The organism is Shewanella sp. MM_2022_3 (assembly GCF_022557375.1).
Classification (GTDB): Bacteria; Pseudomonadota; Gammaproteobacteria; order Enterobacterales; family Shewanellaceae; genus Shewanella; species Shewanella xiamenensis.
The window spans coordinates 69,699-87,980 of the sequence record NZ_JAKZGV010000003.1; the positions used below are offsets into that span (position 1 = coordinate 69,699).

At 44.7% G+C, this 18,282-nt stretch carries 19 protein-coding genes; 3 read left to right on the forward strand and 16 right to left on the reverse strand.

Annotated features, from left to right (window positions below):
- Positions 1-6: 6 nt before the first annotated feature.
- Genes MMG82_RS02730 through rpoE form a run of 3 tightly spaced genes read right to left on the reverse strand, consistent with a single transcriptional unit; the run spans position 7 to position 2,183 of the window.
- Positions 7-939 (reverse strand): MucB/RseB C-terminal domain-containing protein, encoded by a 933-nt coding sequence (locus tag MMG82_RS02730; RefSeq protein WP_037427579.1) that lies wholly within the window; start codon positions 937-939, stop codon positions 7-9.
- Positions 940-951: 12 nt separating this feature from the next.
- Positions 952-1,563 (reverse strand): RseA family anti-sigma factor, encoded by a 612-nt coding sequence (locus MMG82_RS02735; RefSeq protein WP_037415587.1) that lies wholly within the window; start codon positions 1,561-1,563, stop codon positions 952-954.
- A gap of 41 nt (positions 1,564-1,604) precedes the next feature.
- A complete protein-coding gene (gene rpoE, locus MMG82_RS02740) occupies positions 1,605-2,183 on the reverse strand; it encodes an RNA polymerase sigma factor RpoE (protein WP_037415584.1) in 579 nt (192 codons plus the stop codon).
- Positions 2,184-2,372: 189 nt separating this feature from the next.
- Between rpoE and nadB the strand changes: the two genes are divergently transcribed.
- Positions 2,373-3,986: an L-aspartate oxidase gene (nadB, locus tag MMG82_RS02745; protein WP_241406454.1), complete on the forward strand. Its 1,614-nt coding sequence runs from the start codon at positions 2,373-2,375 to the stop codon at positions 3,984-3,986.
- A 121-nt stretch (positions 3,987-4,107) separates the two neighbouring features.
- Here the strand turns inward: nadB and MMG82_RS02750 are convergent, their stop codons facing one another.
- The 10 genes from MMG82_RS02750 to rppH all read right to left on the reverse strand — a co-directional run bounded on the left by MMG82_RS02750 (position 4,108) and on the right by rppH (position 12,828).
- The gene (locus MMG82_RS02750) at positions 4,108-4,548 is read right to left on the reverse strand and encodes a protein YgfX (RefSeq protein ID WP_037415579.1); all 441 of its coding nucleotides are present in this window, start codon (positions 4,546-4,548) and stop codon (positions 4,108-4,110) included.
- On the reverse strand, positions 4,529-4,777 hold the full coding sequence (locus MMG82_RS02755) for a succinate dehydrogenase assembly factor 2 (RefSeq protein ID WP_139122633.1): 249 nt from the start codon (positions 4,775-4,777) through the stop codon (positions 4,529-4,531). The genes MMG82_RS02750 and MMG82_RS02755 overlap by 20 nt, the downstream gene beginning before the upstream one ends.
- A gap of 84 nt (positions 4,778-4,861) precedes the next feature.
- A complete protein-coding gene (nhaR, locus tag MMG82_RS02760) occupies positions 4,862-5,770 on the reverse strand; it encodes a transcriptional activator NhaR (protein WP_037415659.1) in 909 nt (302 codons plus the stop codon).
- A gap of 94 nt (positions 5,771-5,864) precedes the next feature.
- On the reverse strand, positions 5,865-6,251 hold the full coding sequence (locus MMG82_RS02765; protein WP_037415577.1) for a hypothetical protein: 387 nt from the start codon (positions 6,249-6,251) through the stop codon (positions 5,865-5,867).
- Between the two features lie 2 nt (positions 6,252-6,253).
- Entirely contained in the window at positions 6,254-7,423 is a 1,170-nt protein-coding gene (nhaA, locus tag MMG82_RS02770) for a Na+/H+ antiporter NhaA (RefSeq protein WP_218677709.1), read from the reverse strand.
- A 117-nt stretch (positions 7,424-7,540) separates the two neighbouring features.
- On the reverse strand, positions 7,541-8,335 hold the full coding sequence (gene thyA / locus MMG82_RS02775) for a thymidylate synthase (RefSeq protein WP_037415574.1): 795 nt from the start codon (positions 8,333-8,335) through the stop codon (positions 7,541-7,543).
- Positions 8,335-9,141 (reverse strand): prolipoprotein diacylglyceryl transferase, encoded by an 807-nt coding sequence (gene lgt, locus MMG82_RS02780; RefSeq protein ID WP_047537746.1) that lies wholly within the window; start codon positions 9,139-9,141, stop codon positions 8,335-8,337. The genes thyA and lgt overlap by 1 nt, the downstream gene beginning before the upstream one ends.
- A gap of 45 nt (positions 9,142-9,186) precedes the next feature.
- Positions 9,187-9,987 carry a sulfite exporter TauE/SafE family protein gene (locus MMG82_RS02785; RefSeq protein ID WP_037415568.1) on the reverse strand — a complete coding sequence of 267 codons (801 nt, stop codon included), beginning with the start codon at positions 9,985-9,987 and terminating at the stop codon, positions 9,187-9,189.
- Positions 9,988-10,045: 58 nt separating this feature from the next.
- Complete coding sequence (gene ptsP / locus MMG82_RS02790; RefSeq protein ID WP_047537749.1) at positions 10,046-12,280, reverse strand: phosphoenolpyruvate--protein phosphotransferase; 2,235 nt, start codon at positions 12,278-12,280, stop codon at positions 10,046-10,048.
- Positions 12,281-12,303: 23 nt separating this feature from the next.
- Complete coding sequence (gene rppH / locus MMG82_RS02795; RefSeq protein ID WP_037415562.1) at positions 12,304-12,828, reverse strand: RNA pyrophosphohydrolase; 525 nt, start codon at positions 12,826-12,828, stop codon at positions 12,304-12,306.
- Positions 12,829-13,518: 690 nt separating this feature from the next.
- Between rppH and mutH the strand changes: the two genes are divergently transcribed.
- Positions 13,519-14,190 (forward strand): DNA mismatch repair endonuclease MutH, encoded by a 672-nt coding sequence (gene mutH / locus MMG82_RS02800; RefSeq protein ID WP_047537752.1) that lies wholly within the window; start codon positions 13,519-13,521, stop codon positions 14,188-14,190.
- Between the two features lie 123 nt (positions 14,191-14,313).
- Positions 14,314-15,381: an adenylate/guanylate cyclase domain-containing protein gene (locus MMG82_RS02805; RefSeq protein ID WP_037415556.1), complete on the forward strand. Its 1,068-nt coding sequence runs from the start codon at positions 14,314-14,316 to the stop codon at positions 15,379-15,381.
- Positions 15,382-15,410: 29 nt separating this feature from the next.
- On the opposite strand, the gene oxyR is transcribed toward MMG82_RS02805, so the two are convergent.
- The 3 genes from oxyR to MMG82_RS02820 form a co-directional block, all read right to left on the reverse strand.
- Complete coding sequence (oxyR, locus tag MMG82_RS02810; protein ID WP_051714062.1) at positions 15,411-16,322, reverse strand: hydrogen peroxide-inducible genes transcriptional activator OxyR; 912 nt, start codon at positions 16,320-16,322, stop codon at positions 15,411-15,413.
- A 229-nt stretch (positions 16,323-16,551) separates the two neighbouring features.
- Positions 16,552-16,917 carry an Hpt domain-containing protein gene (locus tag MMG82_RS02815; RefSeq protein WP_037415552.1) on the reverse strand — a complete coding sequence of 122 codons (366 nt, stop codon included), beginning with the start codon at positions 16,915-16,917 and terminating at the stop codon, positions 16,552-16,554.
- A 185-nt stretch (positions 16,918-17,102) separates the two neighbouring features.
- The gene (locus MMG82_RS02820) at positions 17,103-18,032 is read right to left on the reverse strand and encodes a TIGR01212 family radical SAM protein (RefSeq protein ID WP_047540536.1); all 930 of its coding nucleotides are present in this window, start codon (positions 18,030-18,032) and stop codon (positions 17,103-17,105) included.
- Positions 18,033-18,282: the final 250 nt, after the last annotated feature.

An 18,282-nucleotide genomic window follows, 5' to 3' on the forward strand; every position in this document is an offset into this window, starting at 1 on the left:
ACCGCTCTATTTTAACATCAAACTTTTCGCGATACGGGCTAAGGTCTCAGTTGGCACTTTACCCACAGCCACCACTTCAGCATTACCGACTTTTTCTGACACTAAAGATAAGCCATTACGCGTAATTAACTCTTCAGGCAATGGCGTTGCTCCAGCGCGAGCAACATAAATAGAAATATTGGCTAAGCCATCAGTCAAGGCAATATATTCAACCGCCTCGTGGCTACCAATCAAACGGTGATGATCACGCACTACTACGCTAAATCCAGCGGGGAGCCAAGAAAACTGCCAATTTTGTCCATCTTGACGTTCAGCCTGATCGATCACAGCAGGCCATTCTTGCTTGTAGGCTTCCTGTAGAATCGATGGTGGCTCGCTAAATTCAATTAATTCAATCACCATTAGTTGTTCAAGCAATTGCTTATCTTGAGTCAACATGTCATATCTGAGTGGCAAATAGGTGTCCATATCTAACCAGATTTGGAAACCATATCGGTATTCATCATTAGGCAACAAGCGGATCATTTGTCCTGGGCGCCCAGCAATGCGAGTGCGGCCACCTAATACAAATTGATAACCCACTTCTAAATCGCTCATTTTTGATGAGAAAGCCGCAGGCCATACGCCCTGAATATGATTAGAGATGATACTGTACGCGGGTTGATCATGTTCGATAAAGGTGACTCGATTTCCCACTCTTACCGCATTTTTGGGAGGACCGTTGAGGTACTCAAGAAAGGCAACTTCTTGATTATTCACCTTACCGTGAAGATAAACCAAAGGCCGAATATGGTCGGCCTGAAGTTGTATAATCGATGCTTTAAATTCTTTCTCTTTTAAAGCCTGGCTCATTTTCTCAAGCCAGACTTTGGCAGGCATATCTTCCTGCGCCACCGCAGGAAATACCAAGGCTAACAAAGCCAACAGGATTAGACGCAAGCTAACTCCTTACTACTGATTGACAGGAACGGGAATAACCTCGCTATTGTCTTCTACAACGGCACCCGTATTCAATCGTTGTTGTAACATATGATCCTGTATATACGTATTAATTCGGCGACGTTGCTCGTTCATTTGGTCATTAGTGTAGCTCTGATTTTGTTGAACAGGCCCAGTCTGTAAGCTCACTGGCGACGCACTACCCACCAGAGGACGAGTAACAAGCACAGGTGATGGCGACGCGGCATCATCAGCTGTTTGGTTAAAGTTCTGTACGCCGACGATGGCAAACATGGCCACAGTAGCGGCAATCGCATACTGACCAAACTGCTTAAATAGTGGCACTACGCGGTTTTTATCCGTTGTTACTTGTTCAGTAATGGCTATCGGAGCCTTGGCTTGGGGCGAGACAATGGCAGGCTCAAGCTCAATTGCAGCAGCAATACTTGCACTAAGGTCTAACGCCATAGTCTGGGGTAATTCACCCCGCATAGCATCACCTATCAAATGATAGTTACGCCATTTATTATGTGAATGCGTATCGGCAGCAAGTTCTGCCATCGTCTGCACATCTGTCTCTCCATCGACAGCGGCTGATACCCATTCTTGACCTAATTTATCCATTGTTCACCTGTCTAAATTTAAGGGTTTCTTAAAATAAGAATTTAGGCTTCCAGCAAAGGCTGAAGCTTTTTATCTATTGCCTCACGGGCACGGAAGATTCGCGATCTTACCGTTCCAACAGGGCAATCCATGATGATGGCGATATCTTCGTAACTCATCCCATCGAGTTCACGCAATGAAATCGCCATACGTAATTCTTCAGGCAATGTTTCTAATGTTTCGAAAACCACTTTCTTGATTTCATCCGATAACATTAGTCGCTCTGGGGAGGCAAACTCCTTTAGCGCATCACTACCTTCATAATATTCGGCATCCTCGGCATCGACATCATTTGCAGGCGCTCTGCGCCCCTGTGATACGAGGTAATTCTTAGCCGTATTAACGGCTATGCGGTACAACCAGGTATAAAACGCACTTTCACCACGAAAGTTTGGCAAAGCTCGATAAGCTTTAATAAACGCTTCCTGTGCTACATCAGCAACGTCGGCTTGGTTACGCACGTAGCGTGAAATCAAGCTAATCACTTTACTCTGATATTTAAGCACTAACAGGTTAAAAGCGTTTTTATCTCCCCGTTGTACGCGCTCAACTAATTGTTGATCACTTATTTGTCCACTCATCCGAGCCGACTTCTCCCAAATCTAAAATGCTGATTTCTCAGTCGCTCGAATCATATTCACTTATGTAGACTCGCGTGCTTTGAAAAAGTTCTAAGAATTATACAAAAAAAGTAAGGTTAAAAGGAAAGTACCCATAATTCGTCAGTTGGTTTACCATAGATGGTACTCTCAGTCATAGCATGATACCCGATGAAACAAGTAGTTGAACACCAATCTGACATATTAGTCATAGGTAGCGGTGCCGCAGGTCTGACACTAGCTTTGCATCTTGCTGAAAAAGCAAACGTAATTCTGCTTTCAAAAGGCCCTCTCTCGGAAGGGTCGACATACTACGCGCAGGGCGGTATCGCCTCCGTCTTCGATGAAAGTGATACTATCGAATCCCATGTAGCCGATACATTAGTCGCTGGTGCTGGTTTGTGCGATAAAGAGGTGGTGACTTTTACCGCCGAAAACGCCAAGAGTGCAATGCAATGGCTAATCGAATGTGGCGTGGCTTTCGATAAAGAAGAAGCCTCGGGGAACAATGCTAAAGATGCCCCTTATCACCTTACCCGCGAAGGCGGCCATAGCCATAGACGCATTCTACATGCTGCGGATGCAACGGGCAAAGAGGTGCAGACAACACTGCAAGAACGCGCCCTAGCCCATCCAAATATTCAAGTTTTAGAACGCTATAACGCCATCGACCTTATCACCACCCGCAAATTAAATCGCCCCGGTAATCGCGTGTTAGGTGCCTATGTGTGGAACCGAAATGCCGAGCAAGTTGAAACCATCAAGGCTAAGTTTGTCGCTTTAGCCACTGGCGGTAGTTCTAAGGTTTATCAGTATACTTCAAATCCCGATGTGGCTAGTGGTGATGGTATTGCGATGGCATGGCGGGCAGGTTGCCGCGTTGCCAACATGGAATTCAATCAATTTCATCCAACCTGCTTATACCACGCTGATGCCCGTAACTTTTTACTGACCGAAGCTCTACGTGGTGAAGGTGCATATTTGCGTCGCCCTGATGGCAGCCGCTTTATGCCAGACTTTGATGAACGTGCAGAGTTAGCTCCCCGTGACATCGTTGCCCGCGCCATTGACTATGAGATGAAACGTCTCGGTGCCGATTGTGTGTATCTGGATATCAGCCATAAAGATGCTGACTTTGTAATGAAGCATTTCCCGACGATTTACAGTCGCTGCTTAGAACTCGGTATTGATATTACAAAGGACGCTATTCCGGTCGTCCCGGCAGCCCACTATACCTGTGGTGGGGTGATGACAGACTTACATGGTCAAACCGATCTCAATGGTCTCTATGCCATTGGTGAAGTCGCTTATACAGGCTTGCATGGCGCCAACCGCTTGGCAAGTAACTCGCTGCTTGAGTGCTTGGTATTTGCCCGGGCAGCCTCCCAAGATATTGAGAGTCAACTGCATAAAATCCCCTTACCAGGCCCAATTCCCGCATGGGATGAAAGTAAAGTTTCTAATTCTGATGAAGAAGTCGTTATCGCCCACAACTGGCACGAACTGCGCCTGTTTATGTGGGACTATGTGGGTATTGTACGCTCAGATAAACGCTTAGAGCGCGCACTGCGCCGCTGCTTGATGTTGCAGCAGGAAATCCAAGAGTATTACAGCAACTTCAGAGTCAGTAATAACCTGCTTGAACTGCGTAACTTAGTGCAAGTGGCGGAACTCATTATTCGCTGCGCGATGGAACGTAAAGAAAGTCGAGGGCTGCACTACAATATTGACCATCCTGAAAAGTCAGCTTCTCCGCTACCGACCATTTTGCAACCTGAAAAATAAGCGGATAGCTTAACTTAAACGCTTATAACGGGCTAAATCTTAATAAGGATTTAGCCCGTTTGTTATTTAGACGGTGTGAAAGTCGCATCACTCATAGTTCAGATTCAGATTCAGATTTAGATTAAAGTAGTTCGTGTTGGCTCACCGCCTGAGTTTTAACTTTAAGTATTAGCCGGCATAAGTGGCGATAATCTGTATCACTAAACATATCCGCCCATAGAGGTAAGAGATGCAACCTATCGGCAGATTGATAGTAAACCAAGCAGATAAACGGCGTTACCCAAGTTCTGGGCAATACATGAAACGCCTCCCCCGTTGATAGCCAGCCGTCTCCTTGACCATTAAGCTCAAAACGGCAATGCCATTTCCTCAGTTGCCATAACTGAGAGCACAAGAATCCCAATATTAAGACGGCGAGTATAGCCCTCAGTCCATGTAGTACTGCGGTATCCGTTTCTGGCCAGAGAAGTAAAGAAGTGCTACAGACACAAACAAATACGACCAACGAGAGACGTTGGTCAAAAGAGGCTTTTACACTAAAACTATGGCGCAGCTCTGCCACGGACTTGCACTACCATGCGGGCAAGCTCAGGATCAGGGCAAACTTCATGACCCATAAACCATGCAAATAATTCAGGATCTTCACACTCGAGTAAACGAATAAACAGGGCTTTATCTTCATCAGACAAATCCTGATACACATTCTCAACGAAGGGCTGGAACAAAACGTCTAATTCGAGCATTCCGCGGCGACATGCCCAACGGACCCGTGCAATGTTCATTAACTCCAAGTTAATCTCTCCCAAAACAAAATTCGCCTTAGTCTACCAGTTCAGTCCATTGAGTGTCGATGCAAGCGTTGTTGAAACACAAGTTTAATACTGCTTAACTTGAGTATCTAATCCGGCAAATAAATCACTAAAATCCGTTTCTAGGAGGCGTTTAACCGCAGGATGCTGGATCATCCGTTCGGCAAACATAACGTGATACTCTTCTTTCACATCTAAGGTTTCACCGAGTAAATGCATGCCATGGGAAATCACTTCTTGCGGATAAATCGACGGCATGACAAAGATACCGCGCTTAAGGTAACCAAAAGCCTTCATCATGGCCGCATCATCAAACTCACCTAAAATACTCACCTTAAGATTTTGCTCATCAAACCAACGATATAGTTGCTGACCGAGCGAAGTTCTACGACCGGGGATCAATAGCGGCCCTTGCTCTAAACAGGCAGGGAAATCCGCACTGTAAGCTTCAGCAGAAAAGAAACTCACACCACACTCACCCAGTTTTTTCGATAGAATTTCGGGATATTTAAGTGACTCGCCCGCACAGTCTGAAAGGATCATATCGAGTTTATGCTCGCGTAAACGAGACATTAAGCTTTCATGGGTCGCCTCATAACAGGCAAGGTGCATAGAGCCATCATTAGGAACAACCGAGAGCAACACTCTACTTGATAAGGCTTTCGATAAAGCATCAGCAATCCCAACCTCAAATAGAATAGCGTCATCTTTTTGATAGTTAAGTAAATCGAGCATCTCATAACTGAGAGAAAACATCCTATCGGCATAACGAAAGACGAGCTCTCCGAGCTCTGTCGCTTCTAGATTTCTGCCGACACGTTTAAATAAGCTACCGTTTAGCCTGTCTTCTAAGGCGCGGATTTGCCCAGTAATCGTTTGTGGAGCTAAATAAAGGGCTTCTGCAGCTTTTGCCACAGAGCCCTTTTTCTTAATCATCCAAAAATAGTAAAGATGGTTGTAATTGAGATGGAGCATCGCCAATGAGCTTCCTATTAGGGATGCCACAGCATCTATGCTGTGGCATATCGGGTAGCAATGACTCAGCTTAACAAATAATGAGTCAATATCGCTATTTTAAACGCTGGCAATCCAATAAGTTAACAACGATTCCTTGAAGTTGCTCTAAATCTGCGGCAGTACCAGTGCTAACAGCTTCAGTCACCCCAGAGACTAAACTGTCACGATCAGGAATTCGACTAGCACAATAAGTACGGTTTGCTTCTTGGAAACGTTTACCGCCACGGTATTTTAATGCTCTAGACTCGTAACCATTGGTTTCAAGCCTCGCGCCTAATGCCTCAGGTTTAAACATTAATGCCCCATCAACTATCCCCTCAAGATAGCTTTGGCAGGTTTGTGATGCGACATCTTTGTTGCAGGCATCAATTTGCGAAGCCATGGCACTTGAAGATAATGCTAACAATGCAGCAACTCCCACTAATTTCATATTTATCATAGTTATACTCCTTTTTTTGGTAACACTTTTGATAACCAGAAATACCCGATCAAGGCTGCGAGAATTGAGCCAATCAAGGTGCCAAGGCGTGCTAAATCGCCGAACATAGGGTCTGCCAGCTCAAATGCCAACGAAGCAATAAACATCGACATGGTAAAACCAATCCCGCACATCGCCGCCACGGGTGCGATCTGTTTCCAACCGATACCATCAGGCAACTGTGCCAACTTAAGCTTGACAGCAACAAAGCTAAACAGCATCACCCCTATCGGTTTACCTAACATTAATCCCAACGCAATCCCCACTGGCACAGGGGAAATAAGCGTATCTAAGCTCATGTTTCCTAAAGCGACCCCAGCATTAGCAAAGGCAAATACAGGCAGAATTAGGAAGGTGCTCCATGGGTGTAAACTATGCTCTAAATGCTCAGAAGGCGAACTACCATCTTTTGCTCGAAGAGGAATACAGAAGGCAATAATGACACCCGCTAATGTGGCATGAACACCTGACTTGAGCACTGCAACCCACAGGATAAGCCCTAATACGCCATAGGGTGCTAATGAGGTCACTCCTTTACGGTTTAAAGCAACTAAACCAACAATCGCAATACTGGCAATGATTAAACTAATGGTTGATAAATCGGTACTGTAGAAGAGGGCGATAATCACAATAACGCCTAAATCATCAATAATGGCTAATGCCAGCAGAAAGACCTTTAAAGCAACGGGTACGCGGCTACCTAGCAACGCCATGATCCCCAAAGCAAAAGCAATATCCGTCGCTGCAGGAATTGCCCAACCCGCTTGAGTGATAGGATCACCATAGTTAAATAAAAGATAAATTCCCGCAGGCACTAACATGCCACCAATGGCAGCAAAAGTTGGCAGAGAAGCCTGTGCCACACTCGATAATGCGCCTTCGAGTAGCTCGCGCTTAACTTCTAAACCAATCAGCAAGAAAAACAGCGCCATTAGACCGTCGTTAATCCACAGCAACAATGGCTTATGCAGATCGAGTGCACCGACACGCACCTGTACTTCAGTACCGAGAAAACCTTGATAGAGTCCCGCGAGAGGAGAATTGGCCATCAGCATGGCAAAGGCAACGGCAATCAATAAAAGGATGCCGCCGGCGGACTCTTGGCTTAAAAAATTTCTAATCGCTTTTTCCATCTTGCACTCCCAAAAATCATAATAGATTGAGTGTAGACGAAGAAAATGAACAAGTATAATCGTTAGTTTCGACAAAACACCTCGGCTATTCCGAGGTGTTGGTCGATTAATTCGCCATTAAACGGCAACAGGCGCTTTGATATGTGGATGTGGATCGTAGTGGGTCAGTTCGAAGTCTTCGAATTGATAATCGAAAATAGAGGCAGGTTTACGCAAAATTGTCATGGTGGGTAAAGGTCTTGGCTCACGGGTCAACTGCAACGCAGTTTGCTCCATATGGTTGGAGTATAAATGTGTATCGCCCCCCGTCCAAACAAAGTCACCTAAGGCTAAATCACATTGTTGCGCAACCATCATCGTCAGCAACGCATAGCTGGCGATATTGAATGGTAAACCTAAAAATACATCACAACTGCGTTGGTACAACTGGCAGGATAATTTGCCGTCGGCGACATAAAACTGGAAAAACGCATGGCATGGTGCCAGTGCCATTTTATCCAGTTCGCCCACGTTCCATGCAGAGACAATCAAACGGCGCGAGTCGGGTTGCGATTTAATTTGCGCAATGACCTGCGAAATTTGATCGATAGCCTCACCACCTTGGGTCGGCCAACTGCGCCACTGTGCACCGTAAACAGGGCCTAAATCGCCGTTTTCATCGGCCCATTCGTCCCAAATACTGACCTTATTGTCACGCAGATAAGCAATATTGGTCTCCCCTTTCAGGAACCACAATAGCTCATGGATAATCGAGCGCATATGGCACTTCTTGGTGGTCACTAAGGGGAAGCCCTTACTCAAATCGAAACGCATTTGATAGCCAAACACCGAGCGAGTGCCTGTACCTGTACGGTCTGATTTATCCACACCTTCGGCTAAAATGTGTTTCATCAAGTCTAAATACTGCTGCATTACTGCTTACCCTCTGGACGAAGAATTAAATATAAACCGAAGAGGATCATCGGCAATGAGAGGATCTGCCCCATTGTCATAAAGCCCCAATAGAGGCCTAACTGTGCATCAGGTTGCCTTACCGTTTCGACAATCACGCGGAAAATACCGTAGCCTAGTAAGAACATACCCGATACTGCGCCGACTTTCTTAGTACGTTTACTGAACCAATAAAGGAGTAAGAATAATGCAACACCTTCAAGAGCAAATTGATAGAGCTGCGAGGGATGGCGTGGTTCTGGTCCACCGCTTGGGAACACCATAGCCCAAGGCACATCAGTCACGCGGCCCCACAACTCACCATTTATAAAGTTACCGATACGGCCGGCCCCAAGCCCAATAGGCACCACGGGTGCCACCATATCTGCCACGGCAAAGAAGGTACGCTTTTGCTTCCAAGTGATATAAATCATGGCGGTAATCACCCCAATCAAACCACCGTGAAAGGACATGCCGCCTTCTGAAATTTTAAATAAATACATTGGACTAGCGAGAAAATAATCAAAATGATAGAAGAGCACATAGCCAATACGACCGCCTAATATCACCCCTAGGAAGCCATAAAACAGTAAATCGGAAACCTGCTCTCTCGTCCATAAACCATTGGAACGGTCAGCCTGACGATTGAGTAACCACATCGCCGCCACAAAACCCACTAAGTAAGTAAATCCATACCAACGCAGTGCAGGTTCAAAGGTTTGTCCAAAAATATCAAAGGGACCAAACTTCACGATCACAGGATCGATATTGGGAAAATTCAATGCCATAACTTATCCATCAACAGCCTCAAATTGAGGGCTAAAAACTAAAAATCAGCTCAGAATTAATTTGAGACCGACACAAAGGAGTAAAAGTGCAAATATTTTTTTAAGGACTGGGGTGGGCCAAGTGCTTGCAGCCTTCACACCAACCGGAGCCATTAAAATTGAGGTTATGATTAAGCCAAATAACGCCGGTAAATAGATATAGCCTAAGGTACCATAGGGCAATTCAGGGGCATTCATGCCCGCAATAATATAGCCGAAACTGCCAGAAAGAGAGATTAAAAAGCCCATCGCAGCAGAAAACCCCACGGCTTGACGCATCTGTAAACCATAAAAAGTCAAAAATGGCACTATCAGTATACCGCCACCTATTCCTGTCAAACCGGCCAAAACCGCAATCAAAGCCGATACAACAAAAAGCACTACTGAATTAGGTAATTGGCGATTTGATTCGGCTTTTACGGGATAAGCCATTTGAATTGTCATTAAAATCACAAAGATGGCAAAACCTTTCTGTAAAGCATCAGCAGGAATACGCTCAGCAATAAAACCTGAAGCCAGCGCGCCTATAATCAGGCCCGGTAACATTGATTTGAACAATTCCCAAGGCACATTACCGCGCTTATGGTGGGCACGTGCCGATGAAATAGAGGTAAGAATAATGGCGGCTAGCGAAGTGGCAATCGCAATATGAGGTAGCTGCGTAGAGCTAATACCGACCGATGGCAAAATATAAAGCAATGCAGGCACGACAATCAAGCCGCCGCCGATACCTAATAATCCTGCCATAAAACCGACAAACGCACCTAACGCCAAGCAAATAAAGAACACCAACAACAAACTATCCACACGAATACCTACAGCGTGATTAAGTGAAGCCTTAGCTTAAAGCAAAAGGCACGATTAGTTAATTAAGAATTGTGGCTAATCCTTGCTGAGTAAAATATTCTTTAACCAGCTCACGCACTTGGAAACCGTTAGATAGGCTTAACGCCTGCGCGAGTAACTGTGCTAAATCATCACCAGAGACTCGGCGCAGCAGATAGTTAATTCGCGCTAAACTGCCTTGGTTCATACTCAATTGGTTGTATCCCATCGCCACAAGCAAGATCGCGCCCATGGGCTCGCCAGCCAACTCACCACAGATACTGATATCAAGATGATGATATTCACAATCTATTCTTGCCTGATGTAAGGCCCGCAAAATCCCCGGATGATAACTGTCAAATAATGAACTGACCCTCGGGTTATTGCGATCGACTGCGAGTAAATATTGGGTTAAATCGTTACTCCCAACTGACACAAAATCCACTCTCTTTGCCACTTCATCTAACTGATATAGCATTGCAGGCACTTCGAGCATTATGCCAATACGCGGCATTTCGATATTGCTGTTGACATCATTTTTGAGTTCAACATAGGCCTGCTCTAAGTAGGCTAACGCTTGATCGATTTCATCTAAATTACTGACCATGGGTAACAAAATGCTTAACTGCTTGCCTTCTGCGCCAGCCTGTAACATGGCCCTTAACTGCACAAGAAACAGCTCAGGGTGATCCAGTGATAGTCGAATACCACGCCAACCGAGGAAAGGATTGTCTTCTTTAATAGGGAAATACGGCAAAGGCTTATCGCCGCCAACGTCTAAGGTTCTCATTACTACAGGGCGACCCGAAGCCGCTGAGAGTACCTGTTGATAAACCTTTACCTGCTCGGATTCACTCGGAAAACGCTGCTGCAACATAAAGGGGATTTCAGTGCGATATAACCCAATACCATCTGCCCCTTCGGCAATTTCCGAGGCGACACCACTGAGTAATCCCGCATTGAGATAGAGTCTAATTCGCGTGCCATCAAGCATCACAGAAGGCAGCGCTAACTCCTGTGCGTATTGGCGCTGCAACGCTTTTTGCGCTGAGATAAGGCTGCGATATTCGCTAACAATAGCAGGCGATGGCGACACCATAAGCTGCCCACGGCTGGCATTGACGACTAACAGCTTTTGATCAATATCAGCGGAAAGCAACTGTTCAACGCCTGTAATCGCAGGTACACCAAGCGCCCGCGCTAAAATCGCCGCATGGGAGTTAACGCCACCGAGCTCGGTCACAATCCCAGCTAATTTTTGCCGAGGAAATTCAGCCAACATTGTAGCATCGGCTTCTTTCGTCACTAAAATTACAGGTTTATCAGGTTCATGCTCTAATCGCTCAGGCTCAATCAATTGCCTTAGCACCTTTTGCCCCAAATCGCGGATATCACTCGCCCGCTCCTTGAGATAAGGATCTTCCATCGCCAAAAACTGCTGAATATAACGCAACGAAACCCGGCTCACCGCCGATTCAGCCTCCCAGCCCTGCTGTACTTCACGGGTATATTCACCACCGAGGCTGGCATCATCGAGTAGTAACTGTAAGGCATTGAATATTGAGGCGACCTCCTCATCCTGTTCTCGGTCGAAACGCTGAGATAGCGCACCAATCGCCTCTTTACAACGCCCCATTGCCGCGACTAAACGGCTGGATTCAAGGGCAATGTCCTCGCAGCGCACATCGGGCTGTTCGAGGGAAATCTCCCCACCGAGCACTAACGCGTGTGCAATAGCGATCCCACTGGATGCAGATGTCCCTTGGAATAAAATCTGTTGATGGAGTGAACTGACCTGCGCCTTTTGTTTTAATCCTCGGATCGCCATCGCAAGCTGCGCAGCCAAGGTCATTAAAAAGGCTTCTTCGCCTTCGCTAAATTGCCGTGCACTAGCTTGCTGCACCACAATCACACCCACAACCGCTTTTTGATAAATAATAGGGACAGCTAAAAAGGCACGGTATTCTTCTTCTGCAACCTCGGGAAAGAGCTTAAAGCGTGGATGTAAACGTGCATCGGCTAAATTCACCGCCTCCTCACGCTCGGCAGCTAAGCCCACCAAGCCCTGAGTTAAAGGCATGCGCACTCGACCGACAGCGCTCTTTTCGAGACCATCGGTTGCGGATAAAACGAGTTCTTGCTGCTCTAGGATATAGACCGAGCAACATTGGGTTTCCATCGCAGCCTTGGTCGATGAAACTAGGACTTCTAATGCGGTTTCTAAGCTGTGGGCAGAAGCCACAGCTTGGGTAATATCCCTGAGCGTATTTAACACTGTTTTCAATCCTCTTTTGAAAATCAGCCCGTTGTCTTTTGTCTTACCCGCTTCCTCGGTATTTCCTGGGTTTGGAATGACAATGCCGTTACCGCAAATTCTTTCATGACCTTACGATAAACATCACGCTTAAATGAGACAACCTGCCGCACCGGATACCAATAACTTACCCAGCGCCAATCGTCAAACTCAGGGTGGCCTGAAGAACTTAAATTAATCGCACTATCTTGGCTTTTTAGTTGTAACAGAAACCACTTTTGCTTTTGGCCAATACACACAGGCTTACTGTCCTGTCTCACTAAGCGTTTAGGTAAACGGTATCTTAGCCAAGAGCGCGTCGAGGTTAATATAGTGACATGCTCGGGTTTTAAGCCAACTTCCTCATACAATTCACGGTACATTGCCTCTTCGGCCGATTCACCATCATCTACACCGCCCTGAGGAAACTGCCATGAGTGTTGTCCAAACCGTCTGGCCCACATGACTTGGCCATATCTGTTACAAATTATTATGCCCACATTTGCGCGAAAGCCGTCGCTATCAATCACATGGACTCCAAATAAGGATAAATTTTAATAAAGCGATTGTTTCACAAAGCCCGTCTCTCAGCAAACCTCTATTTTCAGCTTATCTTTGGATAAATAGTTTCAACTTACTACTTTATCAACAACTCATCGAATTAATTTAAGGGGATATCCACATTTTCTGTGGATATCTCTGTTTGAAACTAGGGTAAACTAGGTATATCGTTCAAAAAACAACAAATAGAATATACATCACAACGCATACCACATTAAAAAAATAACCTATAAATCATCAGGATAAACCTTAATAATTTACAAGATATCTATCCAAATACACAAACGCTCACTTTTTAACCTAAAATAAATTCTATTATTTAATTAGAGTAATCCTTAAATGTTATACACAGAGCACACCCAAAATTACCCACATCCCTATTTAAAAATGCCACTTACTACCATTGACTCAAAGATTTTATTCAGTTAAAGGCACACGCATTGTGAGTTATCCATAATATCTGTGGATAAATATGTGAGAAACGCAAGGGAAAGCCGAGAGTAACTTTGAACACTTTAACTGACACTTGCCTAAAATCAGATAAAAACAATAAAAATCATATTGTTAAATACAAAAAGTTAGCAATGCGTTTATTCTTATTTTAATGTTCATTTTTTGACCTTGGTTGCTAAGCAGTTATTTTCCAGTAAAATTCGCCTATGAAACCTATTATTCCCCCTCAAAATCTGAGCGAATTGCTCGAACGCGCTAATATGATGGCCGGCGTATCTTTGGCGCAAATTGCTACCCATCGCGGCATTCGTGTCCCCGACAATCTGAAACGCGATAAAGGTTGGGTGGGACAACTCATTGAAATGGAATTAGGTGCGATAGCAGGTTCGAAACCCGAACAAGATTTTCTTCACCTCGGAGTAGAGCTAAAAACTATCCCCATTGATCATCAGGGCAAACCACTTGAAACCACCTATGTGTGCGTTGCACCGCTGACCAATATTGAAGGATTAACTTGGCAAGACAGCTTAGTGTGTCACAAGTTACAACGAGTACTGTGGGTACCAGTAGAGGGGGAGCGACATATCCCTGTGGGTGAACGCAGAGTTGGCACACCAATACTGTGGCAGCCCGATCCACAAGAGCAAGCATTACTGCAACAGGATTGGGAAGAAATCATGGAGCTGATTGCTCTTGGTAAAGTCGAAAATCTCACCGCTAGGCACGGTGAAGTTCTCCAATTACGCCCTAAAGCCGCTAATAGTAAGGCATTGACTCAAAGTATTGCCGAGGATGGCAGCCTCAAAATGACCAATCCTCGCGGTTTTTATCTCAAGACCGCCTTTACAGCAATGATATTAAATAAAGTGTTTGGTTAAATTTTCGTAGCTATATAGCGTTGTATTGATCCAGATCACAAATATCACTGGCACTCTAGTGATGATTTTCTATAAACTACGGCATCCTGAAATATATGGCCGTATTCGGATACAAAACCCGTTGTGAGAACTCGTAGACAAGCGAAAAAACTTCTTTTTGCGATATTAGCTTGGGCGATAGCCATGGCTGCATTCGTGTTTTTTCGATATGCCCAATCACCAGAACTGCCGCAATGGGCTGTAGGTTCGGCTGATCTCGCGACACTCGCCGTCTATATGGGGATTATTTTTGGTAGCTTACACTGGATGTCCAATCTGATAGCTGATTTTAGCGCTATCAATCGCCTGCCTTATATCTTCTCAGTCATTTTTAAAGGATTGTTCCTGTTATTAGGTGCAACAACCTTAGCTTATATGACCCAATTTCTAAATATGTGGGCCATTGAAAATCACATGTCGACCCTTAGACAAATGCTTACGGCGCATATTCTCTATAGTCCCTCATTCCAAGCCTTAATTGTTTATTTAGTCGTTGTACGAGTGAGCTTAGCCTTTGTTGAGCAGATGGGGCTTTTAGTTGGGCCACGTATTTTACTCAATATTGGTTTAGGTAAATACCATAAGCCAAGATACGAACAGCGTTTATTTCTTTACTTAGATATGGTCGCCTCAACAACTCATGCTGAATCTCTTGGCGATTATCGCTTTAGTCGCCTAATCCAAGATAGTTTTAGCTTACTTTCAGATACTGTGAGTAATAACGAAGCTGAAATCTACCGCTATATGGGTGATGCCGTATTAATCCATTGGCCCTTAGAGGAAGGTGTTGTGCACGACCGCTGCATGAATATCTATTTTGAATTTAGCCAGCAATTAAATTGGCAGAGACGTTACTTTGAAGAACACTATGGTTTTGTGCCTAAATTTAAAGCGGCGGCTCACTGTGGGCAAGTCGTTGCTGCAGTTGTTGGTGTTCAAAAACAAGAAATTAGCTTCTTTAGTGATGTGCTAAATACGTTAGCGAGACTGCAGGATCAATGTAATCCCTTAGGACAGCGTATGTTGATCTCTGGCGCCTTAGCGGGACGACTCGATAATCCTAACAGTGAGTATCGTTTGACTAATCTGGGCCCAATTAAATTAAAAGGGAAACAACACTCGATTGAAGTGTTTGGTGTTTCCCCTTTATAAAACTCACCAAAAGCAAAAATACTCAGTGATTATGCGGTTTCGTTAGCTAACAATTTTTGGATCAATAAACCTAGCGTACGGAAAGTTAAAATTCGGCTGGTTGTTTGTCGCCATACTAAACCGATATCGCGATATGGCGCTTCACCTGGCGGAGTCATTACCACCAGATCGGTATCATTCAAAATCCCTGCATCAATCGCCATTTGCGGTAAGAACGTTGTGCCCAGTTTGCTATTTACCATTTGTACTAAGGTATGCAGACTCGTGGCAGCAAAAGGATTGACTTTAGCACTGTCACCCAACTGACAAGCAGTAATAGCATGGCCAGTAATACAATGCTCACTCTGCAACAGAAAAATACTCTCATCAGGTAATGTCTGATAATCGATCGGCTGATGAATTCCCCCCACTAAATCTTTATGGATCACCATCTTAAAGGGATCGATTCCGACCTTCATGCTGTGGTAACCACTGGTATCAACCGGTAAAGCTAGAATAAGTAAATCCAACTCCCCTTTACCTAAGGCATCGAGTAAACGTTCCGTCGTGTCCTCTTTGAGTAACAAACTCATCTCAGGGTACGCCTGCTGACATTGTTTAACGACTCGGCTGAGTAGAAACGGCGCAATGGTAGGAATACAACCCAAGCGGATATCGCCTGTCATCGGTTCGCCTTGGTTTTTGACCAATTCAACTAAATCGTCGACATCCGTAAGGATTTTACGGGAACGCTGTACGACTTCTTCACCGATAGCGGTGAACATAAAAGACTTATGGTCACGTTCAATCAACTGATGACCAAGCTGCTCTTCAAGATTCTGAATGCCGCTTGACAGAGTCGATTGGCTGACAAAACACACCTTAGCGGCGCGATTAAAATTCTGCTCTTGATGAAGATTCACCAAGTAATATAGATTCTTAAGGCTAGGTAAATTTTTCATTTTATCGATTGCCACTACGGTTATGAATTAATAAATTTAATCAACTCTACCATAAGTTATCAACTAAAACGCGGCTAAATTACTCAATAGTGTGAGCAAAATCGATTTTCAATCAAGGTAAAACGCTTGAGGCGACTCAGAATAAAGGAGGGAAAAGCAAAAGAGGGGATAAAACGAGAAGGAAGAAGTTATCGAGGTGCAACCTTTACGCCGCACCTCGCAAACCAAACTAGGCTTTAGCCTGTAAGAATTGCTTTAATTGCTGCAGATCGGCACTCGCAAATTCAACAATTTGCGCGACCCAAGTTGCATGTTCAACTTCCCAACGCGCTTCTTCGCCATGCTGCAGTAATTGGGCAATTTGCTGAATACGTTTTAAGCCAACTGAACCCGCTGCACCTTTAAATTTGTGGGCCTCTGAACATAAAGTGTCCTTGTCAGCAGCTTCGTTAGCCTTTACTAGATTCCCAACATATTCAGGCATTAATTGCTCAAATAACACCACGCTCTTTAGCAAAGTACCGGCACCAATCGCGCTGCAATACTGTTCTAACGTATTGAGATCTAGAATTGTCTCTAATTCAACTGTGGCCATCTAGGCCTCCCTTAAGTAGTCCAATGCTTAAAACAAATTTATGACATGATACCCACTAAAATTGTCAGCGCAACTTATAGCAGCATTTGTGGTCAAAAGATGTTTTTATTAACAAAAAATCAACTATATCAAATACTATTAGCGATAAAAAATTACCAAATGAATCCATTCAGCAAATATGGACATTATGGTCGCGCTAATGCCGCCCCTTGTCCACCCTTACTCGCAAGATCCTCAACAATCGCCACTAAGCCATTCCAACGATAACCACACCAATCGGGTGCCAGCAGTATCGGTTTTTTCGCATAGGCGGTCACCCGATGAAAGATCACCTCTTTCGGTGTATGCCGAACTAGTTCGCCGACACAAGCCGCATACTCCTCAATACTGAGCAAAGGTAAGCGCCCTGTGCGCCAAGCTTTTGCCATAGTACTGCCCTCAACCACATGTAATGGATGAAGCTTTAAACCATCTACGCCCTGCGTCAGCACGGCCTGAAGGGTCGCCATGTAATCGAGACGAGTCTCACCGGGTAAACCTAATATAAGGTGAGTACACACCTTTAATCCTCGACTTCTCGCCCGCAAAACGGTATCGCAATAACAGGCAAAATCGTGCCCACGGTTAATCTTATGCAAAGTGCTATCATTGGCGGTTTGCAATCCAAGCTCCAACCAGACATCGATGCCCTTTTGCTGATAACTCGCTAATAAATCTAATACATTATCTGGCACACAGTCGGGACGAGTGCCAACACACAGGCCCACAATCTCACTGTCTTTGACCGCCTCATCGTATTTAGCCATCAGCACTTGATACTCATCATAAGTGCTCGTATAAGCCTGAAAATAAGCGATAAACTTATCCGCATTCAGCTTGGGTTTCGCCTCTTTATAACGGGCTTTCCCTTGTTCTAGCTGCTCACTGATGCTGAGCATTTCCGTTTGCTGATAACTAAAGGACGCCACGTTGCAAAAGGTACAACCACCACGTCCAAGCGTGCCATCACGGTTAGGACAAGTGAATTTGGCATCTATGGTGAGCTTGCGTAATCGCTCACCGTATTTAGCCTTACAAACAGCACCAAATGTGTTTACGTATGCATCGAGCCCCATTAGCTCGCCTGCCATATTTCATGTCGTTTCATTAAAAATAACCAAGATAAAATCACAAGAAAGAAGAAATAATGATGTGTAGATAGACGAAAAAACTCATGATAAACAAAGCGAGCACACTTTTCTTGGCGGTAAATCAAACTCTCATAATATTCACCATATCCAAGCTAAAAACCTGAGCCGCCCCTCACAGTGCCTTTACATTCTGTGATAGCACTCACAACCAAACAGAATAACAATTCACTTATTT

Bases quoted from the DNA above. Each gene is read 5' to 3' on its own strand.
- nhaA (WP_218677709.1), bottom strand. From the start codon at position 7,423: ATGGAAAAAGCGATTAGAAATTTTTTAAGCCAAGAGTCCGCCGGCGGC.
- nhaR (WP_037415659.1), bottom strand. From the start codon at position 5,770: ATGCTCCATCTCAATTACAACCATCTTTACTATTTTTGGATGATTAAG.
- rpoE (WP_037415584.1), bottom strand. From the start codon at position 2,183: ATGAGTGGACAAATAAGTGATCAACAATTAGTTGAGCGCGTACAACGG.
- thyA (WP_037415574.1), bottom strand. From the start codon at position 8,335: ATGCAGCAGTATTTAGACTTGATGAAACACATTTTAGCCGAAGGTGTG.
- MMG82_RS02820 (WP_047540536.1), bottom strand. From the start codon at position 18,032: ATGGGGCTCGATGCATACGTAAACACATTTGGTGCTGTTTGTAAGGCT.
- MMG82_RS02815 (WP_037415552.1), bottom strand. From the start codon at position 16,917: ATGGCCACAGTTGAATTAGAGACAATTCTAGATCTCAATACGTTAGAA.
- mutH (WP_047537752.1), top strand. From the start codon at position 13,519: ATGAAACCTATTATTCCCCCTCAAAATCTGAGCGAATTGCTCGAACGC.
- nadB (WP_241406454.1), top strand. From the start codon at position 2,373: ATGAAACAAGTAGTTGAACACCAATCTGACATATTAGTCATAGGTAGC.
- oxyR (WP_051714062.1), bottom strand. From the start codon at position 16,322: ATGAAAAATTTACCTAGCCTTAAGAATCTATATTACTTGGTGAATCTT.
- MMG82_RS02735 (WP_037415587.1), bottom strand. From the start codon at position 1,563: ATGGATAAATTAGGTCAAGAATGGGTATCAGCCGCTGTCGATGGAGAG.
- MMG82_RS02765 (WP_037415577.1), bottom strand. From the start codon at position 6,251: ATGATAAATATGAAATTAGTGGGAGTTGCTGCATTGTTAGCATTATCT.
- lgt (WP_047537746.1), bottom strand. From the start codon at position 9,141: ATGGCATTGAATTTTCCCAATATCGATCCTGTGATCGTGAAGTTTGGT.